This window comes from Pseudazoarcus sp. NS34 (assembly GCF_059703725.1).
In genome coordinates this window covers 14584-36747 of the sequence record NZ_BAAKIZ010000001.1, presented here as the reverse complement: position 1 = coordinate 36747, position 22164 = coordinate 14584, and the positions used below count along the sequence as shown (strand labels likewise).

The 22164-nt window shown below is 65.3% G+C and carries 22 protein-coding genes; 11 read left to right on the top strand and 11 right to left on the bottom strand.

Translation table 11 applies throughout. The annotated features are described in order from the left end of the window. The first annotated feature begins 158 nt into the window (after positions 1–158). Positions 159–1865 carry an L-lactate permease gene (locus AC6H0N_RS00185; protein WP_497572033.1) on the top strand — a complete coding sequence of 569 codons (1707 nt, stop codon included), beginning with the start codon at positions 159–161 and terminating at the stop codon, positions 1863–1865. Between the two features lie 59 nt (positions 1866–1924). Here the strand turns inward: AC6H0N_RS00185 and AC6H0N_RS00180 are convergent, their stop codons facing one another. From AC6H0N_RS00180 to AC6H0N_RS00150, 7 genes are all read right to left on the bottom strand, one after another. Further along, positions 1925–2443 (bottom strand): superoxide dismutase family protein, encoded by a 519-nt coding sequence (locus AC6H0N_RS00180; RefSeq protein WP_497572032.1) that lies wholly within the window; start codon positions 2441–2443, stop codon positions 1925–1927. Between the two features lie 107 nt (positions 2444–2550). Then, positions 2551–3006 carry a superoxide dismutase family protein gene (locus AC6H0N_RS00175; RefSeq protein ID WP_497572031.1) on the bottom strand — a complete coding sequence of 152 codons (456 nt, stop codon included), beginning with the start codon at positions 3004–3006 and terminating at the stop codon, positions 2551–2553. An 84-nt stretch (positions 3007–3090) separates the two neighbouring features. After that, positions 3091–3441 (bottom strand): cupin domain-containing protein, encoded by a 351-nt coding sequence (locus AC6H0N_RS00170; RefSeq protein ID WP_497572030.1) that lies wholly within the window; start codon positions 3439–3441, stop codon positions 3091–3093. After that, positions 3438–4127, bottom strand: coding sequence for a type 1 glutamine amidotransferase (locus tag AC6H0N_RS00165; RefSeq protein ID WP_497572029.1), 690 nt, complete (start codon positions 4125–4127; stop codon positions 3438–3440). Before AC6H0N_RS00165 ends, AC6H0N_RS00170 begins: the two co-directional genes overlap by 4 nt. Then, positions 4124–5083, bottom strand: a complete 960-nt coding sequence (locus tag AC6H0N_RS00160; RefSeq protein ID WP_497572028.1) for a YihY/virulence factor BrkB family protein — start codon at positions 5081–5083, stop codon at positions 4124–4126. Before AC6H0N_RS00160 ends, AC6H0N_RS00165 begins: the two co-directional genes overlap by 4 nt. 134 nt (positions 5084–5217) lie before the next feature. Then, positions 5218–5778, bottom strand: coding sequence for a hypothetical protein (locus AC6H0N_RS00155; protein ID WP_497572027.1), 561 nt, complete (start codon positions 5776–5778; stop codon positions 5218–5220). After that, entirely contained in the window at positions 5775–6377 is a 603-nt protein-coding gene (locus tag AC6H0N_RS00150) for a GNAT family N-acetyltransferase (RefSeq protein ID WP_497572026.1), read from the bottom strand. The genes AC6H0N_RS00155 and AC6H0N_RS00150 overlap by 4 nt, the downstream gene beginning before the upstream one ends. Positions 6378–6463: 86 nt before the next feature. Here AC6H0N_RS00150 and mobB point away from each other — a divergent pair, with 86 nt between their 5' ends. The 6 genes from mobB to clpB all read left to right on the top strand — a co-directional run bounded on the left by mobB (position 6464) and on the right by clpB (position 12324). Next, positions 6464–6958 (top strand): molybdopterin-guanine dinucleotide biosynthesis protein B, encoded by a 495-nt coding sequence (mobB, locus tag AC6H0N_RS00145; RefSeq protein ID WP_497572025.1) that lies wholly within the window; start codon positions 6464–6466, stop codon positions 6956–6958. Continuing rightward, positions 6955–8154: a molybdopterin molybdotransferase MoeA gene (locus tag AC6H0N_RS00140; RefSeq protein WP_497572024.1), complete on the top strand. Its 1200-nt coding sequence runs from the start codon at positions 6955–6957 to the stop codon at positions 8152–8154. The genes mobB and AC6H0N_RS00140 overlap by 4 nt, the downstream gene beginning before the upstream one ends. A gap of 16 nt (positions 8155–8170) precedes the next feature. Beyond that, the gene (moaD, locus tag AC6H0N_RS00135; RefSeq protein WP_497572023.1) at positions 8171–8425 is read left to right on the top strand and encodes a molybdopterin converting factor subunit 1; all 255 of its coding nucleotides are present in this window, start codon (positions 8171–8173) and stop codon (positions 8423–8425) included. 3 nt (positions 8426–8428) lie between these two features. After that, on the top strand, positions 8429–8887 hold the full coding sequence (gene moaE / locus AC6H0N_RS00130; RefSeq protein WP_497572022.1) for a molybdopterin synthase catalytic subunit MoaE: 459 nt from the start codon (positions 8429–8431) through the stop codon (positions 8885–8887). A gap of 31 nt (positions 8888–8918) precedes the next feature. After that, positions 8919–9644: a sulfite exporter TauE/SafE family protein gene (locus AC6H0N_RS00125; RefSeq protein WP_497572021.1), complete on the top strand. Its 726-nt coding sequence runs from the start codon at positions 8919–8921 to the stop codon at positions 9642–9644. 100 nt (positions 9645–9744) lie between these two features. Then, the gene (clpB, locus tag AC6H0N_RS00120; RefSeq protein ID WP_497572020.1) at positions 9745–12324 is read left to right on the top strand and encodes an ATP-dependent chaperone ClpB; all 2580 of its coding nucleotides are present in this window, start codon (positions 9745–9747) and stop codon (positions 12322–12324) included. A 48-nt stretch (positions 12325–12372) separates the two neighbouring features. Here clpB and AC6H0N_RS00115 read toward each other — a convergent pair whose 3' ends face one another. Further along, positions 12373–15660, bottom strand: a complete 3288-nt coding sequence (locus AC6H0N_RS00115) for an EAL domain-containing protein (protein WP_497572019.1) — start codon at positions 15658–15660, stop codon at positions 12373–12375. Between the two features lie 165 nt (positions 15661–15825). Between AC6H0N_RS00115 and AC6H0N_RS00110 the strand changes: the two genes are divergently transcribed. Beyond that, complete coding sequence (locus AC6H0N_RS00110; protein ID WP_497572018.1) at positions 15826–17724, top strand: SurA N-terminal domain-containing protein; 1899 nt, start codon at positions 15826–15828, stop codon at positions 17722–17724. A 69-nt stretch (positions 17725–17793) separates the two neighbouring features. On the opposite strand, the gene AC6H0N_RS00105 is transcribed toward AC6H0N_RS00110, so the two are convergent. After that, positions 17794–18585, bottom strand: coding sequence for an enoyl-ACP reductase FabI (locus AC6H0N_RS00105; protein WP_497572017.1), 792 nt, complete (start codon positions 18583–18585; stop codon positions 17794–17796). A gap of 99 nt (positions 18586–18684) precedes the next feature. On the opposite strand from AC6H0N_RS00105, the gene AC6H0N_RS00100 reads away from it, so the two are divergent. After that, entirely contained in the window at positions 18685–20244 is a 1560-nt protein-coding gene (locus AC6H0N_RS00100) for a protein adenylyltransferase SelO (RefSeq protein ID WP_497572016.1), read from the top strand. 7 nt (positions 20245–20251) lie between these two features. On the opposite strand, the gene AC6H0N_RS00095 is transcribed toward AC6H0N_RS00100, so the two are convergent. Next, a complete protein-coding gene (locus AC6H0N_RS00095) occupies positions 20252–20830 on the bottom strand; it encodes an NnrU family protein (protein WP_497572015.1) in 579 nt (192 codons plus the stop codon). Between the two features lie 31 nt (positions 20831–20861). Then, the gene (smpB, locus tag AC6H0N_RS00090) at positions 20862–21308 is read right to left on the bottom strand and encodes an SsrA-binding protein SmpB (RefSeq protein ID WP_497572014.1); all 447 of its coding nucleotides are present in this window, start codon (positions 21306–21308) and stop codon (positions 20862–20864) included. 87 nt (positions 21309–21395) lie between these two features. Here smpB and AC6H0N_RS00085 point away from each other — a divergent pair, with 87 nt between their 5' ends. Together AC6H0N_RS00085 and AC6H0N_RS00080 are read left to right on the top strand one after the other, a co-directional pair. Next, positions 21396–21839, top strand: coding sequence for a type II toxin-antitoxin system RatA family toxin (locus AC6H0N_RS00085; protein ID WP_497572013.1), 444 nt, complete (start codon positions 21396–21398; stop codon positions 21837–21839). Beyond that, positions 21836–22162, top strand: coding sequence for an RnfH family protein (locus AC6H0N_RS00080; protein ID WP_497572012.1), 327 nt, complete (start codon positions 21836–21838; stop codon positions 22160–22162). The genes AC6H0N_RS00085 and AC6H0N_RS00080 overlap by 4 nt, the downstream gene beginning before the upstream one ends. The last annotated feature ends 2 nt before the right edge of the window (positions 22163–22164 follow it).

The window sequence follows — 22164 nt, the reverse complement described above, 5'->3', positions numbered from 1 at the left end:
CTGCGCTGCTTGTGTCGACGTGGACCAAGGCCTCGGTCGCGCGGGAGCCCGGAATGTGCGGGAACGATGTCCGGGCCTCCTGAGCAAGCTTCAGCCGCCCCGGCCGAGGCTGGAGCGGCGTCGAACGGATACGGCATACAACTGGAGATTCCGGGACGATGAATCAGACCGTGCTTTCACTGCTGGCATTCGTGCCGCTCGTTCTGGCAGGCGTGCTCCTGCTGGGTTTTCGCTGGCCCGCGAAGTTCGCCATGCCGATGGTGTATGTGACGACCGCGGTCATTGGCTTGCTGGTGTGGGACATGTCCTTCAACCGGGTGCTGGCCTCGACGCTGCAGGGGCTGATCCTGACTGCGGCCATCCTGTGGATCATCTTCGGCGCCATCCTGCTGCTCAACACCCTCAAGCATTCGGGCGGCATTACCGCCATTCGTTCCGGCTTCTCGAACATCAGCCCCGACCGCCGTATTCAGGCGCTGATCGTGGTGTGGTTGTTCGGCTGCTTCATCGAGGGTGCATCGGGCTTCGGTACGCCGGCCGCAGTGGTGGCGCCGCTGCTGGTGGCGCTCGGGTTCCCGGCGCTGACGGCGGTCGTGCTGGGCATGATGGTGCAGTCCACGCCGGTGTCCTTCGGCGCGGTCGGCACGCCGATGCTGGTGGGTGTCGGCGCCGGCCTGGACCGCGTGGGCATGACCGATCTGCTGGTGCCGCTGGGCAGCAGCTGGGACGTGTTCTTCATGACCATCGTCGGCCGGGTCGCGATTACCCACGGCATCATCGGCGTGCTGATGCCGCTGATCATGATCATGGTCATGACACGCTTCTTTGGCCGCAACCGCTCGTGGCGTGAAGGCCTCGAAATTGCCCCGTTCGCAATCTTCACGGCGGTGGCCTTCGTCGTGCCCTACATGCTGGCCGGTGTGTTTCTCGGGCCCGAGTTTCCGTCGATGATCGGCGGCATGGTGGGGCTGGCGATTGTCGTGCCGGCGGCCAAGCGCGGCTTTCTGGTGCCACGCAGGACCTGGGATTTTGCCGACCCGAAAGAGTGGCCGAGCGAATGGATGGGCCGCATCGAGATGAAGCTCGATGACGTGGCCGGCCGCGCCCCTGTTTCAGCAGTGAAGGCCTGGGCGCCCTATCTGCTGCTGGCGGTGCTGCTGGTGGTGTCGCGCACGGTGCCGCCGGTGAAAGAAGCGCTGCAGTCGCTGGCTTTCGGCTGGTCCAACATCCTCGGCGAGGAGGGCGTCAGCGGCAGTCTTGAGCCCTTGTACCTGCCGGGCGGCGTTCTGGTGATGGTGGTGCTGATCACCTTCTTCCTGCACCGCATGCGCGCCGGCGAGTTGGTGAAGGCTTTCGGCGAATCGAGCAAGACCCTGCTGGGGGCCGGCTTCGTGCTGATCTTCACGATTCCGATGGTGCGCATCCTGATCAACTCCGGGGTGAATGGCTCTGAGCTGGTGTCGATGCCGGTGGCGATGGCGCAACTGGTGGCCGACAGCGTGGGCGGGGTCTATCCGTTCTTTGCGCCATGGGTCGGCGCGCTGGGCGCATTCATCGCCGGCTCGAACACCGTATCCAACCTGATGCTGTCGCAATTCCAGTTCAACACAGCCGAGTTGCTGGGCATGTCGGGCGCGATGATGGTGGCGCTGCAGTCGGTCGGGGCTGCGGCCGGCAACATGATCGCCATCCACAACGTGGTGGCGGCGTCCGCCACGGTGGGTTTGCTCGGCCGTGAGGGCATCACCTTGCGCAAGACCATACTGCCCACGCTCTACTACGTTACGGCTGCCGGTCTGATCGGCCTGATCGCCGTGTATGTCATGGGCTTGAGCGATCCGCTGCACGCGGCAACCGGCCACTAGAGCGGGCAATGAAAAACGGGGCCCTGGCGGGCCCCGTTTTTTTGGTGGAGTGCGGCGCGTTAGCGGATGACGCCGCAGACGATGCGCGAGCCCGCGTCGCCGGCCGGATCGCTGGCATGGTCATCATGTTTGGCGTGCAGCATCAGTGCTGTGCCCTTGCCGGCGAGCAGGCTGTTCGACTTGCCGTCTTCGAGCGTAACGAGGGTGTTGAGCACTTCCACGGTCAGGTCGCCCGACTCCGGCACGTGAATGTTCGGCATGTCGCCGGCGTGCGGGCCGTCGGCCGCCATCAGGCCGTGCTTCTTGTCATGCGGGTTGAAATGGCCGCCGGCGCTGCTGAACGGGGGCTCGCATACGCCCGTGCCGTGAATGTGGAACGCGTGTTCCCCTGGTGCAACCCCTTTGAGCGTGGCCTTGATCAGGACGCCGGTCGGGGTCTGCGTGAGCGTGGCGCTGCCATGGCTCGTGCCGTCGGCGCCCTTCAATTCGGCGTTGGCGGTTGTTGCGGCAAGAGCGGACGTGCCGAGCAGCAGGCCACCGGTCAAGGCGAGTGCATGCAGGGTGTGAATGGATTTCATGAAGGTCTCCGAAACGGTTGGCAACTGTGAAAACCCGGCAGTACCGAGCGTCTCTCCAGCATAGTTGCCGCCGCCCACGGCAACAATCCAACTACCGTTTCAAAACCTTAGAGGCGGACGACTCCGCAGGCCATGCGCATGGTCGAGTTGCTGCCGCGCCGCACGTGCACGATCAGGGCGGTGCCGCGGCCGTCGATGAGGCTGTTGGCACTGCCGGCTTCGAGCGTAACGCGGGAGTTGAGCATTTCCACGGAGGTTTCCGCGCCGGAGATGTCGATCTTGGGCATCTCGCCCGCCGCTTCGAACGTCCCGCCGGCAGAACTGAACGGCGGGCTGCACGCGCCCACGGTGTGAATGCGCAGCACCGCTTCGCCGGGCGGCAAGCCCTTGAGAATGGCCTTGATCGACACGCCCTTGGGCGTTTGCGTGAGGGTGGCTGTGCCGTAGTCCTCGCCGTATGCGCCTACAAACTGCACGTAGGCCATCGGTTTGGCGCCGGCGATGACGGGTGCCAGCATAAGGCCAAGCAGGATGAGGCGGAACACGCTGCGGTGAATGCTCATGAGTAGGCTGCTCCCTGGACTGCACGCGATCGGATGCCGCGTCTGGCTCACCTTAGCTGCAGCGGGGGAGGGCGACAAACACCTTCAGCGGCTGTTGCGGTAGTGATGCACGGTCAGCCACACAGTACGCCCAAAAGTGGCCGCGACGCGGTGACGCATGTGGGCAGGCAGCACCAGCCAGTCGCCAGGCCGCAAGCTGCGACGGCTGCCATCGTCGAACTCAATGACGGCCTCGCCGGTGGTGACCATCACCCATTCGTCCTGCGGCTGGTCGTACCAGAAGCCTTCGGGGCTGGCGTATTCGTGCGAGACGATGCGCTCGATGCGCAGGCCGGCAGCCTCGAACAGCTTCTCGAATGCCTCGCCGCCTTCCGAATTGGGCAGTGTCGCGAGCAGATTGCCGCAGGCCACGTCGGCCGCGAGCGGCCCGCTCACGTCAGCCCTCGGGTGACGTAGTCGAGCACGGCCGACATCAGCGCCTGGTTGTTCGCCGCGTGCTGCGGCAGAGCGTCGAGGATGGCGCTTTCTTCCTGCACGAAACGCTCCGGCACCAGTTCGTCGCCACAGGCTTCGAGCAATGCCTCCAGGCTGTCCGGCGTGGTTTCGCAGTGGAACTGCAGGCCGATGACGCGCTCGCCGAGCTGGAAGGCCTGATTGCGACACGCCGCGCTGCTGGCGAGCAGTTTTGCGCCGGCCGGCAGCGAAAAGGTCTCGCCGTGCCAGTGCAGCACGGTGGCGCGCTCGGGGAAGTGAAATGTGTCATCGGAGGGCTTGGCTTCGATCTCGAACCAGCCGATTTCGGAATGCTCGTTGGGGCCGACCTGGGCGCCCAGCGCGCTGGCGATGAGTTGCGCCCCGAGGCAGATGCCGACCACTGCCTTGCCGGCGGCAATGCACTGCGCGAGAAAGCGCTTTTCGTCAGCGAGCCAGTCGTGGAACCACTCGTCGTTGACGCTCATCGGACCGCCCATGGCGATGACCAGATCCGGTTCCGTCGCCGCCGGCAATGCCTCTCCGGCGTACAGCTGCACGGTTTGGACATCGGTCTTTCGTGCCGTCAGCCAGTCCGCGATGCTGCCGGGGCCCTCAAACGGGACATGCTGCAGGATGACGGCTTTCACGGTTTCTCGAGCTCCTCACGAGGGATGTACTCGCGTCTGACGACGACGGCGCTGTTGCGCGGCATGATGAAACGGCCACGCGCCAGGAAATAGACTTTGGTGAAGGCGGCGCCGAACAGCAGCAGCAGCGACGAGTAGTACACCCACATCAGGATCAGCACCACCGAGCCGGCCGCGCCATAGGTCGAGGCAGTGGCGGCGTAGGCCAGATACAAGGCGATGCCATAACGGCCGAAGGAGAACAGCACGGCGGTGACAACGGCGCCGATGAGCACGTCACGCCAGCCCAGCACCACATCGGGGAGCACCTTGAAGATGGTCGCAAACAGCGCGGCCACGACCCCGAACGAGATCGCCAGCTCCAGCCCGCTGAGCACGGTCGCGACCGCCGGGATGACGGTTTCTGCGGCGCGTAACGCCGAGCGCACGGCGACGCCGATCGACAGCGACACGAGCATGATGAAGCCGATGGCCAGCACCACGGTAAGCGACAGCACACGGTTTCTGAGGTACAGCAGGACGCCGTTGTAGCTGGGCTTGGGAGTCACCCCCCAGATCACGTTGAGCGAAAACTGCATCTGCGCAAACACCGTGGTGGCGCCGATGAACAAGGCGCCGACACCGAGCATCGTCGGCATGATGCCGGACTGCTCCGGACGGGACTGCAGCACGGCATTCTCGATGGCCGAGGCGGCGCCAGGGCCCATGATGTCCTGCAGCTGATTGAAGAGCTCGCCGCGGGCGGCTTCTTCACCGAACACCAGGCCGATCAAGGTGACCGCGATGATCATCACGGGAGCCAGCGAGAACAGCGTGTAGAAAGCCAGCGAGCCGGCGTAGCTGAAGGCGTTGCAATCGAGCCATAGCTTGCCCGAATCGCGCACCACGCGATACCAGAACACGGCCTGGGCGCGAACCCATTTGAAGGCGTCGCCGATTTTGAAATTGGTGAGCACGCCGGGGGTCTCCGTAGCGAAGGCAGGGCTTCAGTTTAGCGCGGGGACTTGGGCCAGTGGCGCTGTGCAGCGCGCAAATTGTGACAGGGACATTCTGTAGGCCGTGTTGATGCGCGCTTGGCGCCGATCGCGGGCTAGCCGGGCCGGACCAGTCGGATGTCCACTTCGCGCTCCACGAAGCGCCATTCTTCGCTTGCGCGCAGGCGGGCCAGCAGCGCGTCGAAACGCGCTTCGTCTGCCGGCGCGTATTCAAACCAGGTCAGGAAATCGAAGGGTGCGTCGTCCGCCAGATCGCGGCAGTGGTGCAGGCGGCGCGCGATGCCGGCGCCGAGTTCGAGCCCGATGGTGATGTGGCGCGACTGCGCTTCAAATATGGCGCGGCGTTCGTCCTGCGTCATGGCCCACCATGCGGCGGACTTGCGCAGCGGGATCAGCGCCGCGCGCGTCGGCGCCGCGCGCGTCGGCGCCGCGGCCGGAGGCAGTGCGAGCAGCGCGGATTTCTCCGTGCGCGTGACGTAGCGCTCATTGCTGAGCATGCCGCGCAGGCTCCATATGCCCGTCGCAGCTTCGGTCAATGCGTTGTAAACCGTCAGACGTGGGGCGGGTGCGAGGCCTTCGCCGCTCACCGTGTCGATGCGTTCGATGCACCACTCGCCGTGGGCGCCGGCCGCGAAGGTATAGGCGCGAGAGCTCATGACCGCGCCTCCCAGTGCTCGCGGCGCATGCGGTACAAAACGTGCTCGCGCAGCGGGCTGCCTTTGGGTACGTCTGGATGTTCGAAGCTGTGGGCGTCGCGGACCATGCCCAGGCGTTGCATGACGGCTTGCGAGCGCAGGTTGGGCGCCGAGGTGAAGGACACGATCTCGTCCAGCCCGAGGCGCGCAAAGCCGACTTCGAGCGCTGCGTGCGCGGCTTCGGTGGCGTAGCCCTTGCCCCAGTGCGCCGGCGCGAGCCGCCAGCCGATCTCGACGCACGGCGAGCACGGCAATTCGGAAGAAGGTACGTGCAAGCCGACGAAGCCGATGAAACGCGCACCACCACGCACCTCGACCGCCCACAGACCCCAGCCGCGCGTCGAGATCAGATCGCGGATGTGGCGCGCCACGGCGCGGCTCTCGGGCGGGCGCATCAGTTCGGGAAAGAATTCCATCACGCGCGGATCGGCGTTCATCGCGGCGAATGGCACGACATCGCTGGCGCGCCACTGACGCATACGCAGACGCGGCGTGTCGATCTCGATCATCGGCCGGGTCGGCAGGATCATCTCGTCGGCGAGGGCGTCGTCGGGCGGCATGGAGCGATTATGGCAGTCCGCGCGGGCAGCGTGGGAAGGGCTTGTTGTATGCTTGCGCCTTCCGTTTCGCGCAGAACCTCCGCCCCATGATCGTGTTCGGCATCGCGGGCTGGTCCGGCTCCGGCAAGACCACCCTGATCGAGAAGCTCATTCCGCAGTTCACTGCGCGCGACCTGCGGGTTGCAGTCATCAAGCACGCCCATCACGGCTTTGATCTGGATCGCCCGGGCAAGGATTCGTGGCGCCACCGCGAGGCCGGCGCAGCCCGTGTGCTGATGCTGTCCGGCGAGCGCTGGGTGCTGATGAACGAACTGCGCGGCGAGCCCGAGCCGGGGCTGGACGAGCAGTTGCGGCTGCTGGCACCGAGCGACGTGGTGCTGGTCGAAGGCTTCAAGGCCGCGCCGGTGCCGAAGATCGAAGTCTGGCGCGAAGGCAACGGCAAGCCCACGCTGTGGCAGGAAAACCCCAATGTGGTGGCTGTGGCCACCGCGGACGCAATCGATTGCCCGCATCCGGTGCTGCCGCTCGACGATGCGGCGGCCATTGCGCAATTCATACTGGAGCACCCGACCCGACGATGAAGTCCGATCTGCTTTCCTTTGACGACGCGTTGGCCGCACTGCTCGGCCACGCCCAAGCGGTCACCGAAACCGAGTTGGCCGACCTTAACGCCGCGCGTGGCCGTGTGCTCGCGATCGATCAGCATTCGGCCATCTCCATCCCCGATATGGACATGTCGGCGATGGACGGCTACGCCGTGCGCGCAGCCGAGGTCACGCCCGGCGTGAAGCTGCGCGTGAGCCAGCGCATTCCGGCTGGCAGCGTCGGCCACACGCTGGAGGCCGGCACCGTGGCGCGCATCTTTACCGGCGCGCCGCTGCCGCCGGGGGCCGACGCGGTGGTAATGCAGGAGTTGTGCGAAGTCGATGGCGACCACGTCAGCATCGATCACACGCCGCGCGTGGGCGAATTCGTGCGCCGCGCCGGTGGCGAGGTCGAGCGGGGATCGGTGGTGCTGCAGGCCGGCACGCGCATCGGCCCGGCTGCGCTGGGCGTGGCTGCCTGCGTTGGGATTGCGCAGTTGCCGGTGCTGCGCCGCGTGAAGGTCGCGCTGTTTTCGACCGGCTCGGAGCTGGTCATGCCGGGCGAAGAACTGCCGCCGGGCGGTGTGTACAACTCCAACCGCTACCAGTTGCGTGCGCTGCTTGAGCAGATCGGCTGTGAAGTCACGGATCTGGGCATCGTGCCGGACGAGTTCGAGGCCACCTGCAAGGCGCTGCGCGAGGCCTCCGAAGGGCACGATCTGATTCTTACCAGTGGCGGCGTGTCGGTCGGCGAAGAAGACCACGTCAAGCCGGCGGTCGAAGCCGAAGGCTCGCTGGACCTTTGGAAGATCGCGATGAAGCCCGGCAAACCGCTGGCCTACGGCAAGGTGCGCGCAGCGGCCTTCATCGGGCTGCCGGGCAATCCGGTGTCGAGTTTTGTGACCTTCCTGCTGATGGTGCGGCCCTTCATCCTGGCCACGCAGGGCGCGCTGCAGTCGGAGCCGCGTGCGATCACGCTGCCGGCCGCCTTCGATTGGCCCAAGCCGGATCGCCGTCGCGAATTCCTGCGCGCACGTATCGGCCCGGACGGGGTCGAACTGCACGCCAACCAGAATTCGGCCGCGCTGGCGTCCACCGTGTGGGCCGACGGCCTCATCGACATGCCGCCCGGCACGGCCATTGCCCGCGGCGAGCCGGTGCGCTACCTGCCGTATGGCGATCTGTTGTACTGAAGGTGTTGAGAACGATATGACCGTGAAGATCCTGTATTTCGCAGCGCTGCGCGATGCGCTCGGTTGCGGCGACGAAACCCTGGCCATGCCCGCAGGTGTGGCCACGCTCGGCGAGCTGCGCGCCCATCTGGCCGGCCGCGGTGAGCAGTGGGCGCCGCTGGCCGCGACGAAGAACGTCCGCATGGCGCGCAACCAGCGCATGGTCAAGGCCGACGAGCCGCTGACCGATGGCGACGAGATCGCCTTTTTCCCGCCCGTGACGGGGGGCTGAGTCATGTCCGTGAGCGTGCAGCAGGAAGATTTCGATATCGGCGCCGAGATTTCGGCGCTGACCAAAGGCCGCCACCAGGTCGGGGCGCTGGCGACCTTTACCGGCCTGGTGCGCGACATGAACGACGGCTCGGGCGTGCAGGCCATGACGCTGGAGCACTATCCCGGCATGACCGAGACCGCGCTTGAGGAAATCGTCGAGCAGGCGCGTGGTCGCTGGGACGTGGACGGCATCCGCGTCATCCACCGTTTCGGCCGCCTGATGCCGGGCGACCAGATCGTGTTCGTGGCGGTCACGAGTGCACACCGCGGCGAGTCCTTTGCCGCCTGCGAATTCATCATGGATTTCCTGAAGACCCGCGCGCCGTTCTGGAAGCGCGAGGAAACCCCCGAGGGCGCACGCTGGGTCGATGCGCGTGACGCCGACGATTCGGCCGCCGAGCGCTGGGGGCAGGGAAAGTAATCTCCAGCCTAATGTTCTCTGCGGTGCCGCGATGATCGAACTCGATCTGACGCAATGGGCGCTCGCCATTCTCGTGGTCTTCATCGGCAGCACGATCCAGGGCGTAGTTGGCTATGGCGTGGGTCTGTTCAGTGCGCCCTTGCTGTTCCTGATCAATCCGCTGCTGGTGCCGGGTCCGCTGGTCATCATCGGCGGCGTCGTGCCCTTGCTGATGCTGCGCGCCAACCGCCACGCCGTGGTCGCTCGCGACCTGGCCTTCGCCCTGCCGGCCGGCGCGCTCGGTGTGGTCGCGGCCTGGCTGCTGGTCGGTTTGCTCACCGCCACCACCTGGCAGTGGATGTTCGGGGTGCTGATCATCCTCGCGGTGGCGGTCAGCTGCCTGCGTCTGGACATTCAGCCGAACCCGCCGGCGATCTTCATCGGCACCTTCTGCTCGGGCTGCATGGGCACCATCACCGGTGTCGGTGGCCCGCCGCTGGGGGTGGCCTTTCAGCGAGCTGATCCGGCGCGTGTGCGCGGCACGCTGTCGGCCATCTTCATTCCGCTGAGCATCATGTCGTCGATCGCGCTGGTGCTGCTCGACCGCATGGGCTGGCGTGAAGTGTGGCTGGCGGTGGCGATGATTCCTGCAGTGTTCGCCGGCTTCTGGTGCGCCCGGCATCTCGGCTCGCGCGTGCCGCGGCGTGGGTTCCGGGTCTTCGTGCTGGGCACGGCGCTGGTGGCGGGCGTCTATTCGGTGGTGCGCGGCGTCATTTGAACTTGCGCCTGCGCTGAAATAACCCTTTCCCCGACGCTTGAATTAAGCCGGCGCGCCTCCATGTTGGATTCATCCTGAATTCAACATGAGGAACCCGATCATGCGGTTCGACAAACTCACCACTCGTTTCCAGCAGTCCCTCGCGGAAGCGCAGAGCATCGCGGTCGGCAACGACCAGCAGTTCATCGAGCCCCAGCACCTGCTGGCGGCCATGCTCGACGAGGAAGGTGGCGGCACGGCCTCGCTGTTGCAGCGCGCCGGCGTCAATGTGCCGCCGCTCAAGAACGCACTGAAGAACGCCATCGAGCGTCTGCCGAAGGTCGAAGGGCATGGCGGCGAAGTGCAGGTCGGGCGCGATCTGGGCCGGCTGCTCAACCTCACCGACAAGGAAGCGCAGAAGCGCGGCGACCAATTCATCGCTGGCGAGATGTTCCTGCTCGCGCTGCTTGAGGACAAGGGCGAAACCTCGCGCCTGCTCAAGGAGCACGGCGTCACACGCAAGGCGCTGGAAGCGGCGATCGAAGCCGTGCGCGGCGGCCAGTCGGTCGACAGCCAGGAAGCCGAAGGCCAGCGCGAAGCCTTGTCGAAGTACTGCCTGGATCTGACCGAACGGGCCCGCATGGGCAAGCTCGACCCGGTGATCGGTCGCGACGATGAGATCCGTCGCGCCATCCAGATCCTGCAGCGTCGCACCAAGAACAACCCGGTGCTGATCGGTGAGCCGGGCGTGGGCAAGACGGCCATCGTGGAAGGGCTGGCACAACGCATCATCGACGGTGAAGTGCCGGAGACGCTCAAGGGCAAGAAGGTGATGTCGCTCGACATGGCCGCGTTGCTGGCGGGTGCCAAGTATCGCGGCGAGTTCGAAGAGCGGCTGAAGGCCGTGCTCAAGGACATCGCCAAGGATGAGGGGCGCATCATCCTGTTCATCGACGAGATCCACACCATGGTCGGCGCCGGCAAGGCCGAGGGCGCGATGGACGCCGGCAACATGCTCAAGCCTGCGCTGGCGCGCGGCGAGCTGCACTGCATCGGCGCGACCACGCTGGACGAGTACCGCAAGTACATCGAGAAGGACGCGGCGCTGGAGCGCCGCTTCCAGAAGGTGCAGGTGGACGAGCCTACGGTGGAGGCGACCATCGCGATCCTGCGCGGCCTGCAGGAGAAGTACGAGATTCACCACGGCGTCGAGATTACCGACCCGGCGATTGTCGCCGCGGCGGAGCTGAGTCATCGCTACATCACCGACCGCTTCCTGCCCGACAAGGCCATCGACCTGATCGACGAGGCCGGCGCGCGCATCAAGATGGAGATCGACTCCAAGCCCGAGGTCATGGACAAGCTCGGGCGTCGCGTGATCCAGCTCAAGATCGAGCGCGAGGCGGTCAAGAAGGAAAAGGACGAGGCTTCGAAGAAGCGCTTTGCGCTCATCGAGGAAGAGATCGCCAAGCTCGAGCGCGAGTACAACGACCTTGAGGAAGTGTGGAAATCCGAGAAGGCCAAGGTCGCCGGCTCGGCCCACGTCAAGGAAGAGATCGACCGCGTGAAGGCCGAGATGGCCGACCTGCAGCGCAAGGGCGAGCTCGGCAAGGTCGCCGAGCTGCAGTACGGCAAGTTGCCGCAACTCGAAGCGCAGTTGAAGGCAGCCGAAGCCGCCGGCAGCGAGGCGTCGCCGAATAAGCTGCTGCGCACACAGGTGGGCGCGGAGGAAATCGCCGAGGTGGTGTCACGCGCAACCGGTATTCCGGTGAGCAAGATGATGCAGGGCGAGCGCGAGAAGCTGCTGCACATGGAAGAGCGCCTGCACTCGCGCGTGGTCGGGCAGGACGAGGCTGTGCGCATGGTCTCCGACGCCATCCGCCGCTCGCGTGCCGGCCTGTCGGATGAGAACCGGCCGTATGGCTCCTTCCTGTTCCTTGGTCCGACCGGCGTCGGCAAGACCGAGCTGTGCAAGACGTTGGCGGAATTCCTGTTCGATTCGGAGGAGCACATCATCCGTATCGACATGAGCGAGTTCATGGAGAAGCACTCGGTCGCGCGTCTCATCGGTGCGCCGCCGGGCTACGTGGGCTACGAAGAGGGCGGTTATCTCACCGAGCAGGTGCGTCGCAAGCCCTACAGCGTGATCCTGTTCGACGAGGTCGAAAAAGCTCATCCGGACGTCTTCAATGTGCTGCTGCAGGTGCTTGACGACGGTCGCATGACCGACGGGCAGGGACGCACGGTGGACTTCAAGAACACCGTGATCGTGATGACCAGCAACCTCGGCAGCCAGATGATCCAGGCCATGGCAGGTGACGATTACCAGGTCATCAAGCTGGCGGTGATGGCCGAGGTGAAGACCTTCTTCCGGCCGGAGTTCATCAACCGCATCGACGAGGTGGTGGTGTTCCACGCGCTCGACGAGAAGAACATCGCCCACATCGCGCGCATCCAGTTGCAGTACCTGGAGAAGCGTCTGGCGCGGCTGGAAATGACGATGGACATCACCGAGGCGGCGCTGGCGGAGATTGCGGATGCCGGCTTCGACCCGGTGTTCGGCGCGCGGCCGCTCAAGCGCGCGATCCAGGAGAAGATCGAGAATCCGCTGGCGAAGGCCATTCTCGAAGGTCAGTTCGCGGCGAAGGACCGCATTCTGGTCGACGCGGACGAGCGCAAGCTGGTGTTCGCCAAGGCCTGATCGGGAGTGTGTGCGTCAAAGGCCCGGAGCTTTGGCTCCGGGCCTTTTTCATGCGCGCGGCGTGGCGCGCGCAGCGTCTTCGGCGAGGAAGCGCTCGAGTTCATCGAGCGGCAACGGCTTGCTGTAGAAGTAGCCCTGCATCAGCCGGCAGCCGCGTGCGAAAAGGTAGGCCTTCTGCGCGACGGTTTCGATGCCTTCGGCCACCACTTCGAGCTTGAGCGCGCGCGCCATCGACAGGGTTGCGTTGGCAATCGCCGCGTTGTCCAGATCGCCGGGCAGGTACTGCACGAAGGAGCGGTCGAGCTTGAGACGGGTGATGGGCAGGCGGTGCAGGCGGCCGAGGCTGGAATAGCCGGTGCCGAAGTCATCGAGCGCCAGTGTCAGGCCAAGCTTGCGCAACTGGTTGAGGCGGTCCACCAGTTCGTCGCCCGACCCCATGATCGCGGTTTCGGTGATTTCGAGCTCGATGCAGTGCGGATCGGCGCCGGTTGCTTCGAGGATGCGCGACACGCGTTCGACGAAGTCGGGGTGGTTGAACTGGATTGCGGAGATATTCACCGCGATCAGCAGGGTGTCGTTCGACGTGTCCTGCCAGTTGCGCTGCAGGGTACAGGCCTCGCGCAGCACCCAGTCGCCGAGTGACAGGATGATGCCGGTTTCTTCCGCAATGGGGATGAAGCGGTCCGGCGGAATCAAGCCGCCCAGCTCCGGCGCATCCCAACGCAGCAGGGCTTCAACGCCGACGAAGCGCTCGGCGACGGCATCGTACTGCGGCTGATAGTGCAGCGTCAGCTCGTCGCGCTCGATGGCGCGGCGCAGGCCGTTCTCGATGGTCAGGCGCTCGAGCGCGCGGGTGTTCATCGATTCGATGAAGTGGCGGATGGTGCTGCGCCCCGCGTTCTTGGCACCATACATCGCGGTGTCGGCGTGCTTGAGCAGCGTCTCGACATCTTGGCCGTCGTCCGGGAACTGCGCGATACCGATGCTGATCGACGGTTGCAGCACGTGGCCGCCGACTTCGACCGGAGCGCTCATGCTGTCGAGCATTTTCTGCGCCACCAGGTCGGCGTCTTCGCGCTTTGCCAGGCGCGGCAGCAATACCACGAACTCATCGCCGCCCAGGCGCGCCAGCAGATCTTCCTCGCGCGCGCACTGCGACAGGCGGCTGGCAACGGACTTGAGCAGGGCGTCGCCAGCGTTGTGGCCGAGCGAATCATTCACCGTCTTGAAGTGGTCGAGATCAAGGAACAGCACGGCCAGCGCGTCGTTGTGGCGCCGCGCCACCTGCAGCGCGGCGGTGGCGCGCAGCGTCCACAGCATGCGGTTGGGCAGGCCGGTGAGCGAGTCGTAATGCGCCAGTTGCTGGATGTCGGCCGCGGCCTTGCGCGCACCGGAAACGTCCTGCGCCGTGCCGACCACGCGTTCGTGTTCGGCGCCGAGGTTCTCGATGTCGATGACGAACTGCAGCGTGGTGGTCTGTGCGTCATTCGGGTGGCAGTCCAGTGTGATGCTGAGGCCGCCATTGCGTATTGCGCTCACGGCCCGGTCCAGGCGGGGCCTGTCGGTGGCGTCGACGGCTGCCAGCAGATCGTCGTAGCGCAGCTCTTCGCCGCTGGGCAGTGGCAGCAGGTTGCGCAGGCCGTCGGAGCCATGCAGTGCGCCGCTGTGGGTGTCGATCTCCCAGCTGCCCATGCGCGCGATCTCCTGGGCGCGATTGAGCGCTGCGCGCTGGGCGCGCAGATCGTCGCTGGCGGCCGCAAGCTCGCGCGTGCGTTGTTCGACCATGCGTTCGACGCGTCGGGCATGGCCCGAGGTCATCAGCAGAAAAGCGGCGAGGATGCCGGCCGACAGGATGCCGGTGACGATCGACAGCCACGGCGTGAGGGTGCGCAGCCCTTCGGCGTAGCCCGCTTCCGCGAGCAGGCGGATCTCCCACGGGCGCTCGGCGAAGGGCAGGCTGAAGCTGCGCGAGAGCGGCTTGCCCAGCCAGTCCGCGGCTTCGCACCCGGCCGGGCCGGACAGACGGCTGTTGCTGGTCGGGGCTGACGTGTCGAGCAGGCACAGGGCAATGCGGCGTGCGGGTAAATCCCCAAGGGTTGCCGCCAGCGCGTCGTCCATGCGGAAGGCCATGCTGACGATGCCGATGAAGCGTGCAGCACCGTCAGCGCTTCGGCGTTGAACGGCCTGGTACACCACGACGCCGCGCTGGTCTCCGCGCTCCTGAGTCAGGGTGAATGCATCGCTGGCGGTTGGGCGGCCGTGGCCGCGCGTGTCGGCAATGGCCGCTGCGGTGTTGCGCATCGACAGCGGGTCGAAGCCGAGGACGCCCCGGTTGCTTGCCAAGGGCTCGACGAAGTCGATGGGCAGGTATTCGCTGCGCTCAGCCGCCACAGCGGTGCGTTTTGGGCTCGCGTCGTCGCGATCGAGAATGCTGAAGTCGCCGGCGCCTTCAGCGCGCCCGGCCTGTTCGAAGCGGCTGCGCTCGGCGCTGCGTATCAGTGGGTTCCAGCTGAAGTTCTGGGTGCCCGGGTTCTGTTCGAGCAAAGCCTGTGTGAATGCGCGGAAGTCGTCGCGGTCGAAATCCCTGCTGAGCGCCGCAAAGCGTTCGAGCGCGCGCAGGGCATCGGTCTGGGCGAGCAGGCGCTTCTCGATCAGCGTGGCAATGTTCTCGGCATCGCGCTCGAACTGGTTCTTGATGCGCAGGTTCTCGGCACGCTCCAGCCGGTCGAACACCACCGTTGTGAGCAGGGCCACCAGCACCAGCGGCACGGTGACGGCCAGCCGGCGCGGGCGCCACAGGTCGGCAGGTTTCGCCAGAAAAACGAACATCAAGGGCAGCGCGACGAGTGCGCCAAGCGTGTCGCCCAGCCACCAGGAGCCCCAGCTGGAGAGCGCTTGGTCGGGCGCGATGACGCCGGATAAAAGCAGTGCAGGGGTGGATAGCGTGGAATTGATCAGGCTGCTGGCCGGCGCCACGATGAACAGTAGGCGGCCGATGTTGCGCGGGGAGTCGAGCGGATTCGGAAAGGAGATCAGGCGTCGAGCCAGCCACGCACCGGCCACCGCCTGCAGCGCGGCCCCGGCTCCGCTGACGAGGATGCCCGGCCCCGGCGTGAGGCCGGAATAGACGGAGGCGATGGCATTGGTGATCAGGGCGCCGACCAGCACTGCCGGCCAGAGGCGATAGCCAAACAGCAGGATCGCACCGAGTGCGACGCCGGCAGACGGATAAACCGGTGCTACGTAACCGGTGGGGACCAGAATCTGCAGTGACAGCCAGCCGACAATCCCGTACAGGGCGGCAATGCCAAGCTGGAGTCGGAAAGTCGCGAGCATGCCCGATTATAGGCGCTGCGCTGCAGCAGTAACGGGTTGTAGTGCCTGCGCTACGGTGGCTCCGCGCCGCGGGGAATGCGATAATGCTCAGCTTTGGCGTTCTGCCCGCGTTCAGGACGCAGGGCCGGAACGAATTTCCCGCGCCGTTCAGTACGGAAGACATCGATGTTCGACTTCATCCGCAACAACAAACGCCTCGCTCAGATCGTTCTCGCGATTCTGGTGGTTCCGCTCGCCTTGTTCGGCATGGACGCCTATTTCAGCGATGGTCCTGGAGGCGGCGAAGTCGCCCGCGTCGGCGACTCCACCATCAACACGGTCGAATTTGATCGCCAGTTGCAGGAGCGTCAGGAACGCATCCGTCGGGACAGCGAAGGGCAGGTCGATGCGGCGCTGTTCAGGACGCGCGAATTCCGCCAGGCGGTGCTCGAAGGCATGATCAACGACCGCGCCGTGCAGCTGTTCATGGCCGAGAGCCGCATCAACGTGCCGGCTGTGCAGCTGCAGGAGCTGATCGCCGGAGAGGCCGCATTCCAGGTCGACGGACAGTTCTCGCGCGAACGCTACGAGCGCTTTGTAGCTTCCCAGAACACCAACGTCGCGATGTTCGAGTACACCCTGGCGCAGGATCTGCGTCAGGAGCAGGTGGTGCAGGGCGTTGGCCGTTCGGCGTTTGCCGGCCGTGCAGCAGTCAAGGGGCTGGTGGATATCCAGCTCGAAGAGCGGGTGATCAGCGAGCTGTCGTTCCCGCGTGAGCGATACGAGGCGGACGTGACCATCTCCGACGAGACGGTCGAAGACTTCTATCGTGACAACGCCGAAGCCTTCAAGCGGGCGCCCCGCCTGAAGGCCGACTACCTGGTGCTGGACGCCGCCGCGGTGGGCCGCGATATCAACCTCGACGCCGGCCGCCTGCGCGCATTCTACGAAGGCAATTCCTCGCGCTACGGGGTGCCGGAAGAGCGTCGTGCCCGTCACATCCTGATCCGTGCGCCGTCGTCGGCCAGCGAATCCGAAATCGAGCAGGCTCAGTCCAAGGCAAATGAGCTGCTCGCCGAGGTGCGCGCCAATCCCGAGCGTTTTGAGGAGATCGCCAAGCGCGAGTCGCAGGATCCGGGTTCCGCCAGCCGCGGTGGTGATCTGGGCTTCTTTGGCCCCGGCGCGATGGTGCCCGAGTTCGAGAAGGCGGTTTTCGACGGTGAGGTCGGCAAGACGAGCGACGTGGTCCGCACCGATTTCGGTTTCCACATCATCGAGGTCACCGAAATCAAGCCGGCCGACCTGCGCCCCTTCGACGAAGTGCGCGACGAGATCGCCGATGAACTGCTGGCACAGGAAGTTTCGCGCCGCCTGCCCGAGCTGGCCGAGCAGTTCGCCAATGCCGTGTATGAACAGCCGGACAGTCTGGCGCCGGCAGCTGAAGCGCTCGGGCTGGAAGTGCGCCGCAGCGACTGGATTTCGCGCGACAGCGCCGAGATTGCCGGGTATGACGACCCGCGCCTGATCAACGCACTGTTCGACCCGGAGACGCGTGCCAGTGGCGAGAACGTGCCGGCAGTCGAAGTCGAGCGTGGTGTCATGGTTTCGGCTCGCGTGGTCGAATATGAAGAAGCCACGCAGATGCCGCTCGAAGAAGTGAGCGAGGCCATCCGCACCCGCCTGCGCGCCGACGAGGGCGCACGCATTGCGCTGGAACGCGGGGAAGAGGCTCTGGCAAAGCTGCGCGCCGGCGAGCAGGTTAGTGGCCGCTGGAGCGATGCCTACGCCGAGCAGCGCGGTGCGCCTACGCTGCCGGGACAGGCCTTGCGTGCGGTCTTTTCGGTGGATGCCGAGACGCTGCCGGCGTATGCCGGTGCGCACATGCCGGACGGTGGCTATGTGGTGTTCCGCGTGGAGAGCGCGGGCAAGCTCGATATCGCCGACGACGCACCGGAGGTGCGCGCGCTGGCGCGACAGTACGACAACCTCGTGGCCGAGCAGGAGTTCGCCGCCTTCGTGCGTGCGCTGCGCAAGCGCTACGGCGTCGAGATCGACCAGTCGATGCTCGATCCGGAGCAGAACTGAACGCTGCGCCGTCGCAGCAAGAAAAAAGCCCGGCATGGCCGGGCTTTTTCATGGGCGATTGGGGCGCTTTTAGCCCTGGTCGGAGTTACCCAGCGCGGTGGTGTTGAAGCCACCGTCGACGAACATGACCTCGCCGGTGATGCCGCTGGCCAGATCCGAGCACATGAACGCCGCGGCGTTGCCGACTTCCTCGATGGTGACGTTGCGGCGCAGCGGGGCGTTGCGCTCGTTGAACGACAGCAGCTTGCCGAAGCTGCCGATGCCGGACGCGGCCAGCGTCTTGATCGGGCCGGCCGAAATGCCGTTGACGCGCGTGCCTTCAGGGCCGAGGGTGACCGCCATGTAGCGCACGGCGGCTTCGAGACTGGCCTTGGCCATGCCCATGATGTTGTAGTTCGGCATGGTGCGGATGGCGCCGAGATACGACAGGGTGAGCATCGAACCGTTGCGGCCCTTCATCAGCGGGCGGGCGGCCTTGGCCAGCAGCGGGAAGCTGGCGGCGCTGATTTCCTGCGAAATACGGAAGGCCTCACGGCTGAAGCCGTCGAGGAAGTCGCCTTCCAGCGCGTCGGTGGGGGCAAACGCAATCGAGTGCACCAGGCCGTCGAGCCCGCCCCACTTTTGTTCGATGGCTGCGAACAAAGCGGCGATTTCGTCGTCACTCTGTACGTCGAGCGGCAGGATGAACTCACTGTCGAACTCGGCAGCGAGCTTGGCGACGCGATCCTTGAAGCGCTCGTTCTGGAATGTAAAAACGAGTTCTGCGCCCTCGCGGTGCATCGCCTTGGCGATGCCGTAGGCGATCGAGCGGTTGCTCAGCAGACCCGTGATCAGAATGCGTTTACCGGCGAGAATGCCCATTGTCGGTATGTTTCCATGGTTACGATCGCCGGATTATAGCCGAAGCCTGCAGGCTGGCCGTATGTGGGCAGCGTAGGGAAATGAATACTGGATGAAGATATGGATGGAATGAAGTTCGACAACCGTTTCGTGCGTGATCTACCGGGCGACCCGGACGATTCGCCGGGCGTGCGTCAGGTGCACGGCGCGTGCTGGTCGCCCGTCATGCCAACCCCGGTGGCTGCGCCACGTTTGCTGGCCTGGTCGCGGGAGATGGCGGATGCGCTAGGGCTTGCGCCCGCCGAGGTCGCGGCGCCGTGGTTCGCCCAGGTGTTCGGCGGCAATGCGCTGCTTGACGGCATGCAGCCCTACGCGGCCTGTTACGGCGGACACCAGTTCGGTAACTGGGCCGGCCAGCTCGGCGACGGCCGTGCCATCACGCTGGGCGAGACGGTGAACGGGCAGGGTGAACGCTGGGAGTTGCAGCTCAAAGGCGCCGGCCCCACACCGTATTCACGCACAGCGGACGGCCGTGCCGTGTTGCGTTCGTCCGTCCGCGAGTTCCTGTGCAGTGAGGCCATGCATCACCTCGGTGTGCCGACCACGCGTGCGCTGAGCCTCGTGGGTACCGGCCAGAGCGTCATGCGCGACATGTTCTATGACGGCAATCCGCGTGCCGAGCCGGGGGCCGTGGTGTGTCGCGTAGCGCCGTCCTTCATCCGCTTCGGCAATTTCGAGATATTTGCTGCGCGTGGCGAGCACGCGGTGCTGGAGAAGCTGGTCGACTTCACTATCGCCCGCGATTTTCCGTGGATCGAAGGCGAGCCGGCCGAGCAGCGGCGTCGTTGGTTCGTGGAAGTGTGCGAGCGCACCGCTGTGATGATTGCGCACTGGATGCGGGTGGGCTTCGTGCACGGCGTGATGAACACCGACAACATGTCCATCCTCGGGCTGACCATCGACTACGGCCCCTATGGCTGGATCGACAACTACGACCCGAACTGGACGCCGAACACCACGGACGCATCCGGGCGTCGCTACCGTTTTGGCGCGCAGCCGCAGATCGGCCACTGGAACCTGGTGCGTCTGGCCAACGCCTTGCATCCGATCATGCAGGAGGTCGAGCCGCTGCAGCACGGGCTCGCCCGCTACGCCGAAGTGTTTGCCGCCGAGAGCGGGCGCATGTGGGCCGAAAAGCTGGGTTTGTCGGCCATGACCGAAGCCGACAGCGCGGCGGTCGAGCGCTTGCAGGGCCTGCTGGCACGTGCCGAGGTGGACATGACGATCTTCTTCCGCGAGCTGGCGCAGCTGGATGTTTCCGCGCCGTCGATCGAGGTCGTGGCCGATGCCTTCTATACCGAGGAAGCGCGCACGCGCCACGGCGAAGCGCTGAGCGCGTGGCTCGATGCCTACGCCGCGCGTGTGCTGCAGGACGGCATGCCGACGGAGGAGCGCATTGCGCGCATGAATGCGGCCAATCCGCGTTTCGTGCTGCGCAATTACCTGGCGCAGGAGGCCATTGATGCGGCCGAGGCGGGTGATCTGTCGCGCGTGGAAGAGTTGCTTGACGTGATGCGCCGGCCATACGACGAGCAGCCGGGGCGTGAGCACTTCGCCGCCAGGCGCCCGGAGTGGGCGCGCCAGAAGGCAGGTTGCTCGATGCTCAGTTGCAGTTCCTGAGCGCAGCTCAGCCGAACGGCCTCACGCCGAACAGCAGGCCATGCAGATACATGGCAAACAGGAACCAGGTGACCAGACCGATGGCCACCGCCAGCACGTCGCGCGACCAGCGCCCCGGCGGTCTGATGGTGCCAGCTGCGCGGTCACGTTTGCGCGAGGCCGAGAAGCTCAGCGCGGCCCAGATCAGGAAGCTGCCGAACAACACTGCGTCAGCCAATGTGCCGTTGGCCAGCAGGTGGGCCAGCGCCCACAGCTTGGTGCCGGCCAGCATGGGGTGGCCGATGCGTGCGCGCATCACGCTGCCGCGCACGTAGGTGGCCGCGAGCAGGATGAAGGCCGGCACCATCAGCAGTGCGGCGAGGTGGCGCGTCCACAGCGGCGGCGACCACAGGTGCACCGGGTTCATGTGTGCATCGCTGAAGCCGAGAACGATCAGGATCAGGCCGGTGAGCGAGGCGCCGGCGAAGACCAGCTTCCAGTTCGGTTCGCCGATGCGTGCGACGGCGCGCTCGCGCATTTCAGGCGCCAGCAGGCGCACCGAGTGAAAGCTGAAGAACAGCCACAGACCGGCAATGAGCAGCAGCATCGGGTTTCTCCGGAATTCGGAATGCGAACGATCAGGCCTTGATGCGCATCAGGCGGCCTTTCTCGCGCTCCCAGTCGCGCTTCTTCTCGTCTTCACGCTTGTCGAACTGCTTCTTGCCTTTGGCCAGCCCGATGGAGCATTTGATCAGGCCCTTCGAATAGTGCAGGTCGAGCGGCACCAGCGCATAGCCGGCGCGTTCGACCTTGCCGATCAGCGTCGAGATCTGGCGGGCATGCAGCAGCAGTTTGCGCGTGCGGGTCGGGTCGGCGTGTACGTGGGTCGAGGCGCTGGCCAGCGGCGTGATGTGCATGCCGATCAGGAATATCTCGCCGTTGCGCACGACGACATAGGCTTCCTTGATGTTGGCCCGGCCTGCGCGGATGCCCTTGACCTCCCAGCCTTCGAGGACGAGGCCGGCCTCGAATTGCTCCTCGATGAAGTAGTCGTGGAAAGCCTTGCGGTTGTCGATGATGCTCATGGGCTGGGTACGGCGCGGGGCGCGGGGTTGGAGTGCTTACGGTAGAATCGTGGATCTTAACAGTTCGCCGCTCCGACCGCCCCGCACATGGCTGAAGTCAGCAAGACCGTCCTCGTCGAGTTCACCCCCGCCCAGATGTTCGACCTGGTCGACCGCTGCGAGGACTATCCGCAGTTTCTGCCCTGGTGCGGTGGTTCGGACGTGATTGAGCGCAACGACGTTCTCACGGTCGCAACCATTCACGTGAACTACCACGGCATTAAGACGCAGTTCACCACCGAGAACACCAAGCACTACCCGGACGAGATGCACCTGCGCTTGCGCGAAGGGCCATTCAAGCAGCTCGACGGCGGTTGGTACTTCCGGGCGTTGGGCGAATCCGCGTGCAAGGTGGAATTCCGTCTGCACTACGAATTCGAGCACCGGTTGCTCGAAAAGGCGCTTGGTCCGGTGTTCAATCACATCGCCAATACCTTCGTCGAATCTTTCGTGAAGCGTGCCGGCCAGATTTACCGCAAGGGGGGAGCATGAGCGAAGTCATCAATGTTGAAGTCACCTACGCGCATCCGCACCGCTATGAACTGGTCAAGCTGGTGTTGGCCGAAGGGGCCACGGTCGAAGATGCGGTGAAGGCGTCGGGTCTGCTCGGAAAATATCCGGACATCAACCTGGAAGGCGACAACAAGGTGGGGGTGTTCGCCAAGCTGAGCAAGCTTGATGCGCCCTTGCGCGACCGCGATCGGGTAGAAATCTACCGCCCGCTCATTGCCGACCCGAAGGCCGTGCGCAAGAAGCGGGCGGAAGAAGGCAAGGCGATGAAGAAGGGCGGTGGCGACGCTGAGGCCGCCGCCTGAGG